The organism is Massilia violaceinigra, from assembly GCF_002752675.1.
GTDB lineage: Bacteria > Pseudomonadota > Gammaproteobacteria > Burkholderiales > Burkholderiaceae_D > Telluria_A > Telluria_A violaceinigra.
In genome coordinates this window covers 4507853-4523526 of record NZ_CP024608.1, presented here as the reverse complement: position 1 = coordinate 4523526, position 15674 = coordinate 4507853, and the positions used below count along the sequence as shown (strand labels likewise).

The following is a 15674-nucleotide window of genomic DNA, read 5'->3' as shown; positions in this document are numbered from 1 at the left end:
GGCAGCGCGTCGCGCCGCCCTGTCAGCGTTCCGCGGGCTGGATGAAGACCACGCCCTGGCCGGAGAACTTGTGCTGGTAGGATTCGCCCGAGGCTTCGCCCACCATGGTGCGCCAATTGACGTCGAACACGAATTCCTGGGTGATATTGCCCTTGTAGCCGATGAAGGCGTCGGGATCGACGCGCAGCGGGGTGGAGGGCGTCACTTCCAGCATGATCAGGTTGCCGCGCGAGATGACGGCGATATTGCCCTGCCCCTCGACCGTGGTGCTGAACAGGCCCTGGCCCGAGACCGCACCGCGCAGGCCGGCAAAGCTGGTGCCGGTCTTGAGCGAGGTATCGTAGGCCAGCAGGCTGCTGCTTTCGATGGTCATTTTTTCGCCGGATAGCGGAATGACGGTGATTTCGGCCGCGTTCTGCGCGAAAAACACGGTGCCGGTGCCCGAGGTTTGCATCAGCTGCATGCCCTCGTTGGTCACCTTGCGCTTGAGGGCGCCGAAGATGCCCTCGCCGCCGAGAATCGATTTTTCGAATTTGATGGCGCCCGTGTAGGCAACCATGGAACCGGCGATGGCAAGCACCTTCTCGTTTTGAAGGGTCACTTCCAGCAGGCGATCGGAATTATTACGGAAACGGGTCACGGCTTGCTCCTGACAAAAGCGGTCGCGGCGCGGCCGCCGGCAACCAGAACGTCTCATTCTGGTTGTGTCAGGCAGGTGTGTCAAGACAGCAATGCGTGGCTCGCCCCGGCGGACCTGGCCACCCCACCGGGCGCCCGGCGCGCCGGATCAGTGGTAGCGCGAGCGAGACCGGTGCAGAGCGCCCGAATCGCTGCTTTCGCGCGCATCCTTGATGCGGAAATCCGAGGCCGGGCTGGTGCCCGAGCGCTCTTCGTCGTTCTTGTGGCGCTGGTCGCGCTCGCGCTCGATTTCGCGTTCGATGCGCGAGGCCGGCTGGGGATCGGGTTTGGTGGTTTTCATATCACACGCTCCGGCGCGAGGTGCAGCGCATAAAAATGGCGATGCGGTCATTGCTGGAAACGGTCAACTGCGGGGTTTTCATGATGTCTTTCAGTGAGAACAATTACTGCATGAACCCAGTATGCGCACGCGAACCTGCGCCGTATGTTCGACTCTTAACACAAATCATTGAAATCCCGCAGCCCTTGATCCTAATAGGCCTTTCCGGTCAGGCCCAGCTGTATATGCCAGAGCGTGCCGGCGCCCGTGATGAACAAGGTCTTGCGGTCCGCGCCGCCGAATGCCGCGTTGGTGATGTTGGCATCTACTTTGATCGTGGCCAGCTCCTTGCCGGCTGGCGAGAACACGCGCAGGCGCTGCGCCGTGTGTTCGGTCACGTAAATATTGCCCTGGCAATCGACGGTCATCCCGTCGGGCACGGCCAGGCCCTTGACCAGGTCGCGTCCCTTGCCCGGCACGCCGCGCACGATCGGGTAGGCACGCAGCACGCCGTGCTCGCCGCCGCCATTCACATACAGGATATCGCCCGCCGGCGACAAGGCCACCCCGTTCGGGTTCGCGATGCCGCGTTCGACCACCGTCACCTTGCCGCCGGGCGCCACGCGGTAGACACGGGTGGCGTCCTGCCCGCCCGGGGCGGCGTCGCGCTGTCCTGCCCGCCCGGGGCGGCGTCGCGCTGGAAAGATGGATCGGTGAAATAAATCGTGCCATCCGCAGCAATGGCGAGGTCGTTGGGCGAATTGAAGACCTGCCCGTTGTAGGTGCCGGCGACCAGGGTGCGCTTGCCGCCAGGGAGAGCGAAGCGCGACACGCCCTTGTATTTGTGGGTGCCGGCGACGATGTTGCCGCGCGCATCGACGGCCAAGCCATTGCTGCCGCTGTCGGCGATCGCCGTGCCGACCTTGCCATCCGGCCCCAGCCGCTGGATACGCGACGGAAAACCGGGGCCGAAGGTGAAGTCGGAAAAATACAGGGACTCGCCGATCCAGACCGGGCCTTCGTACAGGCCCGCTTCAGCGTGGGCCGGCGCCGTTCCGGCCACGCGCGCGGCTGTCAGCACGCCGCTGGGGGGCACGCCGGCGCACTGCGCCGCGGCCGCGCTGTACGGCACGGTCAAGCCAAGCGGCACGCTCAGGGCCAAGGCCAGGCGCAGCGTCAGGCGCGGCAGGGAACGCAGGGGCAGGGTCGGCAGCATCGGTATCCTTGTGAAATGTTAGCGCTATCAAAATGATCATTGTAGCAGCGCTTCGTGCGTGCAGGCCGCAGTGGCCCGACTCGCCTATACTCCACGCACCGCCCTGACGCACCGTGCGCAGCGGCATCTGATCAGTGAGGAATCATGGAACGTGAACACCCGGCCGGCGGCACGCCGACCCTGTCGCAGGAGCACCTGGCCGAATTGCAGCAAGCCAAGCGCCTGCTGGAGCATCCCGGCTACGTGGCCCGCATCACCGACGTGATCGGCATGCCGCTCGAAGCGGCCGTCAAGGCCCTGCCCGCCGCGTGGACCAGCAAGATTGCCGCCGTCACCAACGCGTCGCTGACCAAATGCCTGAACGTGGCCAACGCTACCTTGCGCCCATCCGGCACCTCGTCGTTTCCAAAGCTGCACAGCGCGGCGGTGGCGCTGAGCGGCGCGGCCGGCGGCGCCTTCGGCATTGCCGGACTGGCGGTGGAGCTGCCGGTGTCCACGGTCGTCATGCTGCGTTCGATCGCCGATATCGGCCGCTCGCAGGGCGAAAACCTGGCCTCGGGCGAAGCGCAGCTGGCCTGCCTGATGGTGTTTTCGCTGGGGGGCAAAACGGCCGCCGACGATGCAACGGAATCGGGCTACTACGCGGCGCGCATTGCGCTGGCCCAGGCCATGTCCGAGGCGACGGTCTATCTTGCCAAGCACAGCCTGGCCAGCGAAAGCGCGCCGGCGCTGGTGCGCCTGATCGCCCAGATCGCCACCCGCTTCAATGTGCACGTGTCGCAGAAAGCGGCGGCGATGATGGTGCCGATCATCGGCGCGGCCGGCGGCGCGCTGGTTAATACCCTGTTCATCAACCACTTCCAGGATATGGCGCGCGGCCATTTCACGGTGCGGCGGCTGGAGCGTCTGTACGGCCCGGATGCGGTCAGCGCCGCTTACCTGCAACTGCAAGGCTGACCGGCGAAGGTTCCCACAGTGTTGTCTGGCGCACAGACCAGCAGTGACCGAGACAGGCACAGTGTGCCCCACGACAGCCACTCATCAACCTGCCGCAGGACAAACATGCCTTACGACCGCACCGCCATGCCGAACCGAATTTCCACCTGCACCGAGCCGCGCACGCCCGGCTGGGGCAGCATCGCCTTGCTCGCCGCCGCCGGCCTGGCCGCTTCGGCGATGTATGTGCAAGCCCGGAAACGCGAGGCCGAGCTGGCCAACCCGGCACAGGGCCAGGTGATCGAGGTCGATGGCGTGCGCCTGCACTATCTTGAGCAGGGCGATGGACCACCGTTGGTGCTACTGCACGGGAATGGACTGCATGTGCACGACTTCGCTCTCAGCGGCCTGCTCGACACGGCGGCCGAGTCGCATCGCGTGATTGCCTTCGACCGCCCGGGATTCGGGCACAGCGAACGGCCAGACAACACCAGCTGGACCCCGGAAGCGCAGGCGCGCCTGATGTACAAGGCATTGCGCATGCTGGGGGTTGAACGGCCCGTGATTGTCGGGCATTCCTGGGGCACGCTCGTGACCCTGGCGCTGGCGCTGGAATATCCGCGCTACGTGCGCGGCATTACGCTGGTGTCCGGCTATTATTATCCAAGTTTGCGTCTTGACGTGCCGCTGGCGTCGGCGCCCGCGCTGCCGCTGCTCGGGCAGGTGCTGCGCAACACCGTGGCGCCGCTGCTGGGCCGCCTGTTGTGGCCTGCTCTGACGCGGCGCATGTTCGGCCCGGCCGCGGTGCCGGAACGCTTCAGCGAGTTTCCGGCGTGGATGTCACTGCGGCCGGAACAGCTGGGCGCCAGCGCCGCCGAAAGCGGCATGATGGTGGCGGCGGCGGAGCGTCTGTCACAGCGTTACGGCGAGTTGCGCCTGCCGATTGCCGTGCTGGCCGGCTGCGAAGACCGGGTGGTCAGCGCCGAAGGCCAGGCGGTACGGTTCCATCACGAAGTTCCCCATAGCGACCTGCAGCTGGAAGAAGGCTGCGGGCACATGCTGCACTACGCTCGTCCGGACCTCATCATGGCAGCAGTTGCCAGGCTTGAGGTCGGGGCACGCGCGGGCCTCGCGCATATTCCTGCGTGGGCCCAGCACGACACTGGCGCGACGCTGCACTAAGGCGACGCCGCGCTTATCCGTTTTATTCACTGCTACAAGGAGATTTACCATGACCCAATCGAAATCAGAAGATACGCAAAACCAACAATCACGCAGCCTGGAAACCGAAGCGGACGTTAATTCGGCGGCCGGCAAGAAGGATGACAAAAGCAGCCACGATGCCAAAAGCAATGTAAAAGCGGGGAGCGATGAAGGTGCGGGTGGCGGGGCGAAGCAGAAGCAAAACCACTAATCTCAAAACTGTCGTTTCCGACAGTGTTGGAAACGACTTTTCAGCACTGGTGAAAACGACCTTTCGCCACTGGTGGAAGCAACTTTCCGCCAGTGGTGGATACGACAGTACTAACTCACCCGCGCTTTTGCGGCGTGTTTTTCGCGAGCGTCTTGCGCAGCAGCGCCGCCAGTTCAATCGGCACGAATTTGGCAATATAAGCATCCGCCCCCACGCCATTGACGTGGTTTTCATTCGCCGCGCCCGACAGCGAGGAATGAATGATCACAGGGATCGTCGAAAACCGGCTGTCCTGCTTGATATTACGCGTGAGCGTAAATCCATCCATCTCCGGCATTTCCAGGTCGCTCAGCACCAGCGCCACTTTGTCGCGCGCCGTCTTGCCCTCTTTTTTCGCCGCGATATCAATCGCTTCGAGCTTGTCCCACGCCTGCTTGCCGGAATTGGTCATTACGTACTGCGCCCCCATCGCCTGCAGCGCGTTTTCGATCAGCGCGCGCGCAATCACGGAGTCGTCCGCCGCCAAGATCACCTGGCCCTCGGGCAGGTTGAGCGGCGCCCCAATCGAATCGACGTCCACATCCGGCTCATCGTTGCTGTGCAACTGGCGCAAAATCGATTCCACATCGAGCACCTGGGCCAGACGCGTATTGGGCACGTCGCCATCGACCTTGGCAATGCTGGTCACCAGCGCGCCGCTGGCCGTTTTATCGCCCGGCAGCACCGAGGTCCACTCCAGGCGCACGATTTCTTCCACCGCTTCGACTGCGAATGCTTGCGTCGTGCGGGCGAATTCGGTGATCAACAGCAGCTTGAGGCCCGCTGCCGGGATGCATCCCACCACCGCAGGGAGATTGATAACAGGAATAATCTGCTCGCGCAGATTGACAACACCCAGCATGTGCGGATGAGAATCGGCAATCGGCGTGACATGCGGCATCGCGACGATTTCGCGAATCTTGAACACGTTGATCGCATACAGCTCGGAGTGGTTGCCCTCGGCATCGCCACCCAGGCGGAACAAGAGCAATTCCAGCTTGTTGAGACTGGTCAGATTGCTTCTTTCGTCGATATCCTGTTGAACGTTATTCATCGTTTCCTTTTCCCTGCGCCCGGCCCCAAGGGCGGCCGGCAGCAACTGTGTTAGCGCGTCGGGCCGACGCGAACCTGGCGTTCTGATGCATCGGCGGGCTTGGGCCGACAGGCGGATCTGGGCGATCCCGGGGGATGGGGGATCAGGTAAGAGGTAAACCGGCCGGAGGCGGGAAAATCCGCAGTCCAGTCCAATCGATTATACGTGTAAATATTCCTGCGGCATCATCGTGATTCACCTGAATCCCCCGGGTTTGTTGCGCCGTTCGTACATTTAATGCCATAGAGCATTAAATTTCTTTCGATGCTACAATTTGTTGCATGAGCCCTGACCCGCTCGTCGCCGGCCCTGGCGGCCAGCCCGATACTGTCAATCGGGCAGCCTTGCCTGCCTTGCTATTCGATGCCCATTCCCCGCATCCTTCCCTTGTTACCAGTGACAACGAGCGCATCGGATGGAATTGCGTTCACGATGCGGCCCGGCGCTCAGGGCAAAAAGGCATGTTTATGAATACCTGCAACGAATCCAACCGCCTGCTCGCACTGCGCAAGCTCAACTTGCTCGACAGCGCGCCCAGCGAAGCGTTCGACCGCATCACGCGCATGGCCGCGCGCGTCTTCGGGCTGCCGATCGCAGCCGTGTCCCTGACCGACAGCGACCGCCAATGGTTCAAGTCGCGCGTGGGCGTTGGCCACACCGAGATTCCCCGTGTAAAGGCGCCCTGCGCCACCGTTGCCGACACCGGCATCATGCTGGTGATTAACGACCTGCATGAGGATGCGTTTTTCCGCGACAGCCACCTGGCCCACAGCGGCGTGCGCTTTTACGCCGGCGCGCCGCTGATCACCAGCGACGGTTACAAGCTCGGCGCGATGTGCGTGCTGGGACTGGAACCGCGCGCCATCAGCAGCACCGAACGCGATGCGCTGACCGACCTGGCGGCCATGGTCATGGCCCAGATCGAGCTGCAGCACACCCTGGGCCGGGTCGACCCGCTCAGCGGCATGCCGAACCGCAAACAATTCATCGAAGACTACGCCGACCTGCAAATGGACCGCCCGCATGGCGAGCGGCGCGTGGCGGTGCTGGTCAACATGGCCAACCAGGAACAGCTCAACAATGCCGCGCGCGTGATGGGCGCCTCCTACTTCGACGACCTGATGGACGAGGCGATCCGCTCCTACCGCGCGCTCATGGGCGAAGAGCACAAGGTGTACCAGCTGGCCGCGACCCAGTTCATCACCATCGCTCCGCCCGGCATCGACGATGGCGCCGAGGACGGCACTTACCGGGCGCGCCTGGCGCACTGGCTCGACAGCCGCGGCGAGTGGTGCACCTCGCGCTTCGTGACCACCCCCGCGATCGGCATGGCGCCCTTCCTGCCGGGCCGCACCGATTGCCTGGACGTGCTGCGCATTGCCCAGAACGCCATGCAGGACGCGCACCAGACCGGCCAGCTGATCGGCACCTACTCCTCCGAGCAGGACGCCGCCTACCGCCGCCGCTTCACCCTGCTCAACGCTTTCGATGCGGCGCTCGACGATACGCACCAGCTGCGCCTGGTCTACCAGCCGCGCATCGACCTCGGCACGGGGCGCTGCGTCGGCGCCGAAGCCCTGCTGCGCTGGCGCCATCCGGAGCTGGGCGACGTGCCGCCGGGTGAATTCATACCGGTGGTCGAGCAAACCTCGATGGTGCGCGCCGCCACCAACTGGGTGATCCGCGAAGCCGTGCGCCAGCTGGCCGCCTGGCACGGCGCCGGCCTGCAATTGCAGATGTCGGTCAACGTGTCGGCCGCCAACCTGCTGGAAAAGGATTTCGTCAGCAATCTCGCCGCGCTGCTGAACCAGCACCGCATGGCGCCGGGCTGGCTGGAGCTGGAAGTGACGGAAAGCGCCATCATGGAAAACCAGGGCACCGCGCTGGCCACGCTGGCGGCGCTCGATCAAGCCGGCGTGCGCCTGGCGATCGACGACTTCGGCACCGGCTACAGCAGCCTGTCCTACCTGCAGAGCATGCCGGCGCACGTGGTCAAGATCGACCAGTCATTCGTGCGCAACATGGCTGGCGGCGAGCGCAACCGCACGCTGGTGAACACCATGATTTCACTCTCGCACGAGCTGGGTTTTCGCGTGGTGGCCGAAGGTATCGAAACCGATGACGTTCGGCAGTTGCTGCGCGATCAGGGTTGCGATGAGGGGCAAGGCTACCTGTTCGCCCGGCCGCTGGCGCCGGAAGACCTGTTCGCCTGGTGCGCGCGCGAGCAAGCCGAACAGCCCGCCCCGCGCGCACCCTGGAAGCCTATTTGCCCTGTGACGCCTTCGCCGGCGCGTCATACTGCAACCTGACCACCCGTCCGCTGCGGTCCTCGACCAGGAAAATCTCGCCGTCGCGGCCCTGCTTGACGTCGACCGGCGCTCCGGCCGACTGGTTCGGCTTGGCGGTCCAGTCGCTGATCAGTTCGATTTTCTTGCCCAGCGGCGCACCCTGCGCATCGGGCAGGAACGCCACCAGGCGGTGGCCGTGCTCGCGGTAGCCGTGAAATCCCATGATCAGGCTATTTTTGTATTGCGGCGGGAACATGTCGCCCGTGTAAAAGGTCATGCCCAGCGGCGCGGAATGGGCCGGCAGCAGGCGCGCCGGGGCGCGGTAGCTGGCGCACTTGGCGGCCGGATACTCCGGACTGGCCACATTGTTGTCGTAGCAGTAGGGCCAGCCGTAGTTGCCCTTGGCCTCGATCAGGTTCAGCTCATCGTGCGGCAGATCGTTATCGTTCTTTAATCCCTTCATGGCCGCCTGGATCGCATCGCGCGAATTTTCGCCCTGCCACACCGCATGCGTGACCGGGTGGACCGCCAGCGCCATGGAATTGCGCAATCCCGTAGCGTGCACTTCCCAGCTCTTGACGGTGCCGGCCGGCCATTGCATCTGATATTTGCGCAGCACGCCCAGGGCATTCGGCCCGCTGGCCTCGGCGCATGGTTTGGCCGGGTCCGGCGCCCTGCCGCCCTTGCCTTCGCAATGGTCGCTGCCGGAGCCGACGTTGACGATCAGGTCGCCCTTGGCGTCGAAGCGCAAGGCGGTCAGCGGGTGGCGGCCAATGCCGGGCAGCGCCGCTACGCCGGACTTGCCGCCGATAATGTCCTTGGTGGTGCCGTCCGGATCGCGCGGATCGAAGCGGAACACGCGCTTGATGGCGCCCACATACACCAGCCCGTCCGGCCCCAGCACGATGCCGTTCGGACGGTCGATTTTCTTCATCAGCAATGTTTTCTGATACCCGGCCGCGCTCGGCCGCAAGGTCCAGATGCTGCCCTGGTTGGGCTGCCAGCCGCCCAGGTCAACCACCAGCACGTCGCCATTGTCCAGCGGCTGCACGCCGCGCGCGAACTTGAAGCCGCCGGCGATGATGCCCGCGCAAAAGCCCGGCGGCGTCGTGACAGCCAGGCGCGGTGCGCCGCCGCATTTATCGGCCGCGGCGGCGCCACCGGCCATCAGGGAAAAAGCGGCGGCCAGCGCCGGGCGAAGAAGATTGCGGGAGTCGAAAGGCGTCATGCGGCATCCAATGAAGAAGGTGCGGGAATTATAGAGTATTGAATGCACGCAGCATTTCCAGCGGCAATGTCTGAGCGATCACTCTATGATTGATCGGTCAATTTTGATGTGCGTCAATTTTTTTGCGTTCACTGTATGCGATTCTGCATGCCTCCGGACGCATGCTGCGTCGCAACAAATGGCAGATGCCAATGTCGTCCGGACTTTGCCTGTCCGGCTAGCACCGGACACCGATGCACCTTTTTGGACGATCCCCACATGAACAACAATTTACGCGCCTATCTGCTCGGCGGCGGTATCGGCTCGCTGTCGGCAGCCGCTTTTATGATCCGCGACGGCAATGTCCCCGGTGAAAACATCCGCATTTACGAAGCCGCTCCTCTGCTCGGCGGCAGTCTGGACGGCGCGGGAACGCCCGATCAGGGCTATTCGCTGCGCGGTGGACGCATGCTCACGTTCGACAACTACGAGTGCACCTGGGATCTGTTCAAGTCGATTCCCTCGCTGGCGGACGAAAACAAGAGCGTGTTCGATGAAACCGTCGATTTCAACGAGCTGCACAAGTCCCACTCGCAAGCGCGCCTGGTCGACAAGCGCCGCGCCAAGGTGCCGGTAACGTCGATGGGCTTTTCGATGCACGACCGCGCGCAGTTGCTCAAGCTGAGCCTGGCCGACGAAGAGACGCTGGGCGCCGACACCATCAGCGACTGGCTCGATCCTTCCTTTTTCGAGACCGAGTTCTGGTATATGTGGGCCACCACGTTTGCTTTCCAGCCGTGGCACAGCGCGGTTGAATTCAAGCGCTATTTGCACCGCTTCATGCTGGAGTTTTCGCGCATCGAAACGCTCGCCGGCGTGCGCCGCACGGTCTACAACCAGTACGATTCGCTGGTGCGCCCGCTGCAGGAGTGGCTGCAACAGCAAGGCGTGCGGTTCATCCTCGACTGCAAGGTGACCGACATCGGCCACGCCAGCGTGGATGGCAAGTTCGTCGTCACCGGTTTTGACTGCATCCGAAGCGGCAACAGCGAGCATGTGGACGTGGCTGCGGGCGACCTGGTGTTCTTCCAGAACGGTTCGATGACCGACGCGTCGAGCCTGGGCAGCATGACCAGCGCCCCGGAAAAACTCGACAAGACCGACAGCCATGGCTGGACCTTGTGGGAAAAGCTGGCGGCCGCGCAGCCGGGTTTCGGCAATCCGGCGGCGTTCAACAGCAGCATTTCGGAATCGTACTGGGAATCGTTCACCGTGACCCAGCAGGATTCTGCCTTCTTCGACAAGATGCAGCAGTTCAGTGGCAATGAAGCCGGCACCGGCGGGCTGGTCACGTTCAAGGATTCGAACTGGTTCATGTCCATCGTGCTGGCGCACCAGCCGCACTTTGCCAACCAGCCGGCCGGCGTGAAGGTATTCTGGGGTTATGCGCTGTCACCGGACCGGATCGGCAATTTTGTCGCCAAGCCGATGTCGGACTGCACCGGCGAAGAAATCCTGCGCGAGCTGTGCGGCCATTTGCGCTTCGATCTCGATGCGGTGGAAACGGCCAATTGCATCCCTTGCCGCATGCCTTACATCACCAGCATGTTCATGCCGCGTTTGCACAGCGACCGTCCGCTGCCGGTGCCGAAGGAATCGAAAAACCTGGCGTTCATCAGCCAGTTTGTCGAGATTGCCGATGATGTGGTGTTCACGGTGGAGTATTCGGTACGGGCCGCGCAGATGGCGGTGTATGAACTGCTCGATATCAAACGCGAAGTGCCGCCGATCAAACAGCACGATCACGCACTGAGCACGCAGTTCGAAGCCTTGTTCAAGGCCTTGAAGTAGGCATGGGAGCAGGCGGCGCGGCCGGAGCACGCCGCACGGAGTCGATTTGAATCACCAGCGGGTGAAAATAACCGCGCACGATCATCCGTTCGCCCTGGCGCAGGGCGGGCTTCACCTCGTCGACGCATATATCCGTATCCGTCGATTCGAAGCGTAACAAGGTCGCCGCCCGGTATCGGCAACTGTTGCATTTGCTGCCTGTGCATTCATTGGTCGTGCCGACCCTGAATTCCCGCTCCACCAGCGGCGGCGACATCAACATCGCAAGAATCCAGAGCGCGCAGGTCATCCATCCGTAAAACATCAGGCCGGTGATGCCGAGCATTGCCAGGTAACTGACCCACGAGAAGCGCGTTCCACGCAGCCGGCTGGCGTGCGTACCCATCTCGATATCGCGTCGCACCGTGCGCATCATCGGCCGCGCGACCAGTACAATGCCCATGCCGGCCGCTGCAAGACCAAGCCAGATGGATGGCTGGGTAAAGTAAATGCTCCAGGAACAATACACTGCTATCGGGCCCCAAACCAGCACGGCGATGAGCGCGATGGCGAGCACAGTGCGAGTCAGGCTCACCGGGACGGGGCGAGATGATTTGTAGCGCATGGGATGGACAAACACAATGAGCGAACCGCATTCTACCCCGCGCCGGGAAGGTGCTTTTCCATTTCCACACAATCCAGCGCAATGCCGCACGGGTGCGCATACACCGCATTGCGCAGCACGACAAATCCCGCCGCCCGATAAAACGCCACCGCATTGAGCGAGGCCGATAAATACAAGCGTGTGCAGCCACGCTCCAGCGCCATCCGCTCCAGGGCGGCGAGCATCGTCTTCCCGATGCCGCGCCCGCCCACCGCCGGATCGACAAATACCGCATCGACTTCGCCGGCAACCAGGTCGAGAATCGCATAGCCCAGCATGGCGCCCTGCTCTTGCGCAATGACGGCGCCGCCGCTGGCAACCAGCCCGGGATACGATCGCGGCGCCGGGGCCGCCGACCATATCTCGACCACGTCGGCCGGATAATGACCGGCGCAGCCGATGCGCACCGCGCGCGTACGCAGCGCCCACATGGCATCGATATCGGCCAGCGTGGCCGCCCGTAATATCAGCATGGCCCGCTCCTCAATCGACGATAAACAGTCTGGCGCCACTGCGCGTGCCGGAGCGATGTGCTTCGGCGTTATCGGCAACCTGGTAACTGATGCCCGGCGTGAGGATGAACTTGCGGCCGTCGGCCAGTTCGCTTTCGAGCTCACCGTCGAGGCATAACAGGATATGGCCTTTGCTGCACCAGTGGTCGGCCAGATAACCGGCGCTGTATTCCACCACGCGCACGCGGATGGCGCCGAACTGGCGCGTCTGCCAGTACGCCATGCCGGTTTCGCCGGGATGCTCGGTACGTTCCACGCCGGTCCAGTCGGTAATACCAAAGGGAATATCGGAGATGTTCATGCGCATGCCTTGTTCAATGCCGTCATTGAAAACGGACGCTGTTTCCAGCATCCGCAAGCGCATAACATAGCATGCAGGAAGACATTGCGCTCGGCCCGGCGTCGGTCGGCGGGCCTGGCAAATGAGGATGGCAGCGCGGGCGGTGATGTGCTGTCCGCGCCGCCAGGGTAACTGTTAAGCGTTGTTCCAGGCCGTGTCGTGCATCTGCTCGAAACCGATCTTGCCGGCGCGGTAGCAGGTACCGGCGTAGTCTTCCAGTCCAGCGCGGTCGAGGATGGCGACGGTGCCGCGGCGATACTGGATCAGGCCGTCCGCTTGCAGCTTGCGCGCGGTCATGGTGATGGTTTCGCGGCGCACACCGAGCATGGTCGCCATGGTGTCTTGCGTGACCTTGATTTCGTCCGACAGCGAACGGTCCAGGCGGTCGAGGAGCCAGCGGCACAGTTTTTGTTCGATGGTGCAGTGGCGGCCACCGACGACGTTCTGGGCCAGCTGGGCGAACATGGCGAAGGTGTAGCGCATCAGCAGCTGGGCCATGGCGCCGCCGGAGGCGACCAGTTCGCGCAGCACGCTGCTCTTGAGGCGGTAAGCGTAGCCGGCGGTCTGCACCACGGCGCTGCAGGTAGCGCGTTCAGCTTCGTACATCGCCACGCCCAGCACGCCTTCGCGGCCGACCACGCCGATTTCGGTGGTGGCGCCGTCTTCCATGACATACATCAGGGAGACGATGGCGTTGGTCGGGAAGTAAGCGTAGTCGAACTTGCTGCCGAAGTCATACAGGTGCTTACCTGCCGGCATGGGAACCAGTTCCAGGTGCGGGAACAGGGCTTCCAGGTCCGTGCGGGACAAGGCACGCAGCAATTCGTTCTGCTGGGCGCCGGCAACGCTGATCATCGGCTTCGCGGAGGCCGGCTTCGCGGCAGAACCCAGGGCGATGGAGCGGATGGCGTTGGTGGCGTTGCTGTTCGAATCGATATTTTGCGTGCGGTACATGGTATGCCTCTGTGTTGTTAGGTTCAACTCATCAATGGCTCTACTGTAAGGCTCGCTAGAAAAACCAACCATCGGACCAGTGGATGACACGCTGTAGGCATGAACAATGACGCTTTGTCATCTATATCCTACGTGGATGACGTGTCTCCCGCTGCACGGACGTGGGCGGGGATGCGCCCCGGCCCGGTTTCCAGCACCCTGCGGTACTCCAGCATGCGCGCGCCCAGCGCGACCAAGTCGAGCTTACTCTTGCGCAGGCGCGGGAACATTTTTTCCTCTTCCTCGCGTGCATGGCGCGTCACCTGGTCCCACAGCACTTTGATGGTCGCGTCGAACAATTCGTTCTCCGGCTCCATCTGGCGGATGTGCCCGATCAGCTCACGCGCGCTGGCATGCTCGACGATGGCCTCGGCAACCAGGTCGGCATCCTTGAGCGCGGTCCGCACTGCGGGGTAAAGAATCTCCTGCTCCAGCAGGGCGTGAATGGTCAGGGCGTCGCAGATATCCTCGGAGATGCGTTTTTTGCTGTCCTTCGAGCGGACGCTCAGGCCGCGGAACTGCTCGAACAGGGCAGTTACCTCCTCGTGTTCGATGATTAATATGTCAATCGCATCGTCTTGCATGCCTTCGATGTCCATGTTCGCTCCGAAACTATTAGTATAGGTACAAAAGCATACCAAAAGTATGCGACTGCGCCGAGTGGAATCCGCCAGCTGTGCATTCAGCGTGGTGCAATCGACAATACCGCGTGATAGACTCGCCGCGTCTTGCCGCGCGACATGGCTGCGGCAGCCAGCCAACGAAAGCCCCGACTTGATGAAGCCCACCTGCGCCCTGACCTTGCTGGCCCTGACCCTCGCCTCCGGTAGCGCCTGCGCCCAGGGTGCGCCTGTTTACCTTCCGCCGACAGCCGCCAGCACGGCGCTGACGGTCACGCCGGACCGCGACGACTGGACCTATCCCCTGGGCGCGCCTGCCAGTGTGCGCGTGAAGCTCGCGCTCGATCCCTACCCGGCGGCCGGCGTGACGATCCGCTACCGCCTCGGTCCCGACATGCTTGAAGGCCCCGAGCGCACGGCCGTGGTGCCGGCCGACGGCCTGGTGTTGCCGGTACCGGCGCCGTCCACGCCCGCCTTCATGCGCATCATCGCCAGCGCCGACGTGGGTAGCCAGAGCCTGACCACGCTGGCCACGCTCGGCTTCGCGCCGGACAAGATCGTGCCCACCCAGGCCAATCCGGCCGATTTCGACGCCTTCTGGACCCGCCAGAAAGCGGCACTGGCGCAGGTGCCGCCCGATTACCGCCTCACCCCCGCGCCGGAACTGTCGAATGACAAGATCGAGGTGTCCTACCTCAGTTTCCGCAATGTCGGCGGCGGCACGCTCACCAGCCGTTTCTATGGCGTGCTGGCGGTCCCGCGCGGCGCCGGCCCCTTCCCTGCCGTGCTGGAACTGCCGGGCGCGGGCATCGAAGCGCGCACCGGAGCACGTGCCGTGGCCGAAAAAGGTGCCATTACGCTGCAGGTGGGCATCCACGGCATTCCATTGAACCTGGCACCGGAGGTCTACGAGTCGCTGGCGGGGGGCGCGCTGTTCGGTTACAGCCGGATCAACCTCGACGACCGCGAGAACTATTATTTCCGGCGCGTGAATCTGGGCGTGCTGCGCGCGGCCGATTATCTGGCGACGCATCCCAAGTGGAATAAGCAGCAGTTGCTGGCCGTGGGTGGCAGCCAGGGAGGCATGCTGAGCATCATGACGGCGGCACTGGAGCCGCGCGTGACTGCCATCGTGGCCAGCAATCCCGGCTTTAGCGACGTCACCGGCTATCTGAACGGCCGCGCCGGCGGCTGGCCGGCCCTGTTCAGGCCGGGGCCGGATGGCGCTCCCACGGACGCGCCAGTCGCGGCCAAGGCGGCGACGACCGCGTATTACGATACGGTGAACTTCGCGCGGCGCCTGCGCGTGCCGGGGTTTTACTTTTGGGGTTACAACGATGTCCTTACCCCGCCCACCTCGACCTTCGCGGCCTACAACGTGATCACGGCCCCGAAACAGCTGACCGTGGCGCCGGCGCAAGGCCATGCCATGTCACCCGAGCAGCTGGACATGGTCCAGCAGTGGGTAGTGCGGCAACTGGGACTGGCTAAATAGCGGCGAGCCGCGCGCAGCCATGCCTCGCGCAGCGCCCTGCCGCAGCCGGCGAACTCCGGCTTGGTGTAG

At 63.4% G+C, this 15674-nt stretch carries 17 protein-coding genes; 6 read left to right on the top strand and 11 right to left on the bottom strand.

Annotated elements, in window-relative coordinates:
• Window positions 1-22 precede the first annotated feature (22 nt).
• From CR152_RS19935 to CR152_RS34695, 4 genes are all read right to left on the bottom strand, one after another.
• On the bottom strand, window positions 23-640 hold the full coding sequence (locus CR152_RS19935; RefSeq protein WP_208640158.1) for an AIM24 family protein: 618 nt from the start codon (window positions 638-640) through the stop codon (window positions 23-25).
• 147 nt (window positions 641-787) lie between these two features.
• A complete protein-coding gene (locus tag CR152_RS19930; RefSeq protein WP_099877552.1) occupies window positions 788-979 on the bottom strand; it encodes a hypothetical protein in 192 nt (63 codons plus the stop codon).
• Window positions 980-1170: 191 nt separating this feature from the next.
• Entirely contained in the window at window positions 1171-1563 is a 393-nt protein-coding gene (locus CR152_RS34700) for an SMP-30/gluconolactonase/LRE family protein (protein ID WP_267876246.1), read from the bottom strand.
• Window positions 1560-2174 (bottom strand): SMP-30/gluconolactonase/LRE family protein, encoded by a 615-nt coding sequence (locus CR152_RS34695; RefSeq protein WP_267876245.1) that lies wholly within the window; start codon window positions 2172-2174, stop codon window positions 1560-1562. The genes CR152_RS34700 and CR152_RS34695 overlap by 4 nt, the downstream gene beginning before the upstream one ends.
• A gap of 144 nt (window positions 2175-2318) precedes the next feature.
• Here CR152_RS34695 and CR152_RS19920 point away from each other — a divergent pair, with 144 nt between their 5' ends.
• The 3 genes from CR152_RS19920 (at window position 2319) to CR152_RS19910 (ending at window position 4524) form a co-directional block, all read left to right on the top strand.
• Window positions 2319-3131, top strand: coding sequence for an EcsC family protein (locus CR152_RS19920; RefSeq protein WP_099877549.1), 813 nt, complete (start codon window positions 2319-2321; stop codon window positions 3129-3131).
• A gap of 105 nt (window positions 3132-3236) precedes the next feature.
• A complete protein-coding gene (locus tag CR152_RS19915) occupies window positions 3237-4292 on the top strand; it encodes an alpha/beta fold hydrolase (protein WP_229413470.1) in 1056 nt (351 codons plus the stop codon).
• A 49-nt stretch (window positions 4293-4341) separates the two neighbouring features.
• On the top strand, window positions 4342-4524 hold the full coding sequence (locus CR152_RS19910; RefSeq protein WP_099877547.1) for a hypothetical protein: 183 nt from the start codon (window positions 4342-4344) through the stop codon (window positions 4522-4524).
• A gap of 115 nt (window positions 4525-4639) precedes the next feature.
• Here CR152_RS19910 and CR152_RS19905 read toward each other — a convergent pair whose 3' ends face one another.
• A complete protein-coding gene (locus CR152_RS19905; RefSeq protein WP_099877544.1) occupies window positions 4640-5617 on the bottom strand; it encodes a chemotaxis protein in 978 nt (325 codons plus the stop codon).
• A 506-nt stretch (window positions 5618-6123) separates the two neighbouring features.
• Here CR152_RS19905 and CR152_RS19900 point away from each other — a divergent pair.
• Complete coding sequence (locus CR152_RS19900; RefSeq protein ID WP_167399925.1) at window positions 6124-7965, top strand: putative bifunctional diguanylate cyclase/phosphodiesterase; 1842 nt, start codon at window positions 6124-6126, stop codon at window positions 7963-7965.
• Here CR152_RS19900 and CR152_RS19895 read toward each other — a convergent pair.
• On the bottom strand, window positions 7919-9172 hold the full coding sequence (locus tag CR152_RS19895) for a PQQ-dependent sugar dehydrogenase (RefSeq protein WP_229413469.1): 1254 nt from the start codon (window positions 9170-9172) through the stop codon (window positions 7919-7921). The two genes, CR152_RS19900 and CR152_RS19895, sit on opposite strands and share 47 nt — an antisense overlap.
• Window positions 9173-9430: 258 nt before the next feature.
• Between CR152_RS19895 and CR152_RS19890 the strand changes: the two genes are divergently transcribed.
• The gene (locus CR152_RS19890) at window positions 9431-11002 is read left to right on the top strand and encodes an oleate hydratase (protein WP_099877538.1); all 1572 of its coding nucleotides are present in this window, start codon (window positions 9431-9433) and stop codon (window positions 11000-11002) included.
• Here CR152_RS19890 and CR152_RS19885 read toward each other — a convergent pair.
• The 5 genes from CR152_RS19885 to CR152_RS19865 form a co-directional block, all read right to left on the bottom strand.
• Complete coding sequence (locus CR152_RS19885; RefSeq protein ID WP_157778622.1) at window positions 10986-11606, bottom strand: hypothetical protein; 621 nt, start codon at window positions 11604-11606, stop codon at window positions 10986-10988. The genes CR152_RS19890 and CR152_RS19885 overlap by 17 nt on opposite strands.
• A gap of 32 nt (window positions 11607-11638) precedes the next feature.
• Window positions 11639-12118, bottom strand: a complete 480-nt coding sequence (locus CR152_RS19880) for a GNAT family N-acetyltransferase (RefSeq protein ID WP_099877531.1) — start codon at window positions 12116-12118, stop codon at window positions 11639-11641.
• A gap of 10 nt (window positions 12119-12128) precedes the next feature.
• On the bottom strand, window positions 12129-12458 hold the full coding sequence (locus CR152_RS19875; RefSeq protein WP_099882547.1) for a DHCW motif cupin fold protein: 330 nt from the start codon (window positions 12456-12458) through the stop codon (window positions 12129-12131).
• A 174-nt stretch (window positions 12459-12632) separates the two neighbouring features.
• The gene (locus CR152_RS19870) at window positions 12633-13451 is read right to left on the bottom strand and encodes a Crp/Fnr family transcriptional regulator (protein ID WP_370663824.1); all 819 of its coding nucleotides are present in this window, start codon (window positions 13449-13451) and stop codon (window positions 12633-12635) included.
• Window positions 13452-13579: 128 nt separating this feature from the next.
• On the bottom strand, window positions 13580-14089 hold the full coding sequence (locus tag CR152_RS19865; RefSeq protein WP_229413468.1) for a hemerythrin domain-containing protein: 510 nt from the start codon (window positions 14087-14089) through the stop codon (window positions 13580-13582).
• Between the two features lie 178 nt (window positions 14090-14267).
• Here CR152_RS19865 and CR152_RS19860 point away from each other — a divergent pair, with 178 nt between their 5' ends.
• Window positions 14268-15605: an acetylxylan esterase gene (locus CR152_RS19860; RefSeq protein ID WP_229413826.1), complete on the top strand. Its 1338-nt coding sequence runs from the start codon at window positions 14268-14270 to the stop codon at window positions 15603-15605.
• Window positions 15606-15674 lie beyond the last annotated feature (69 nt).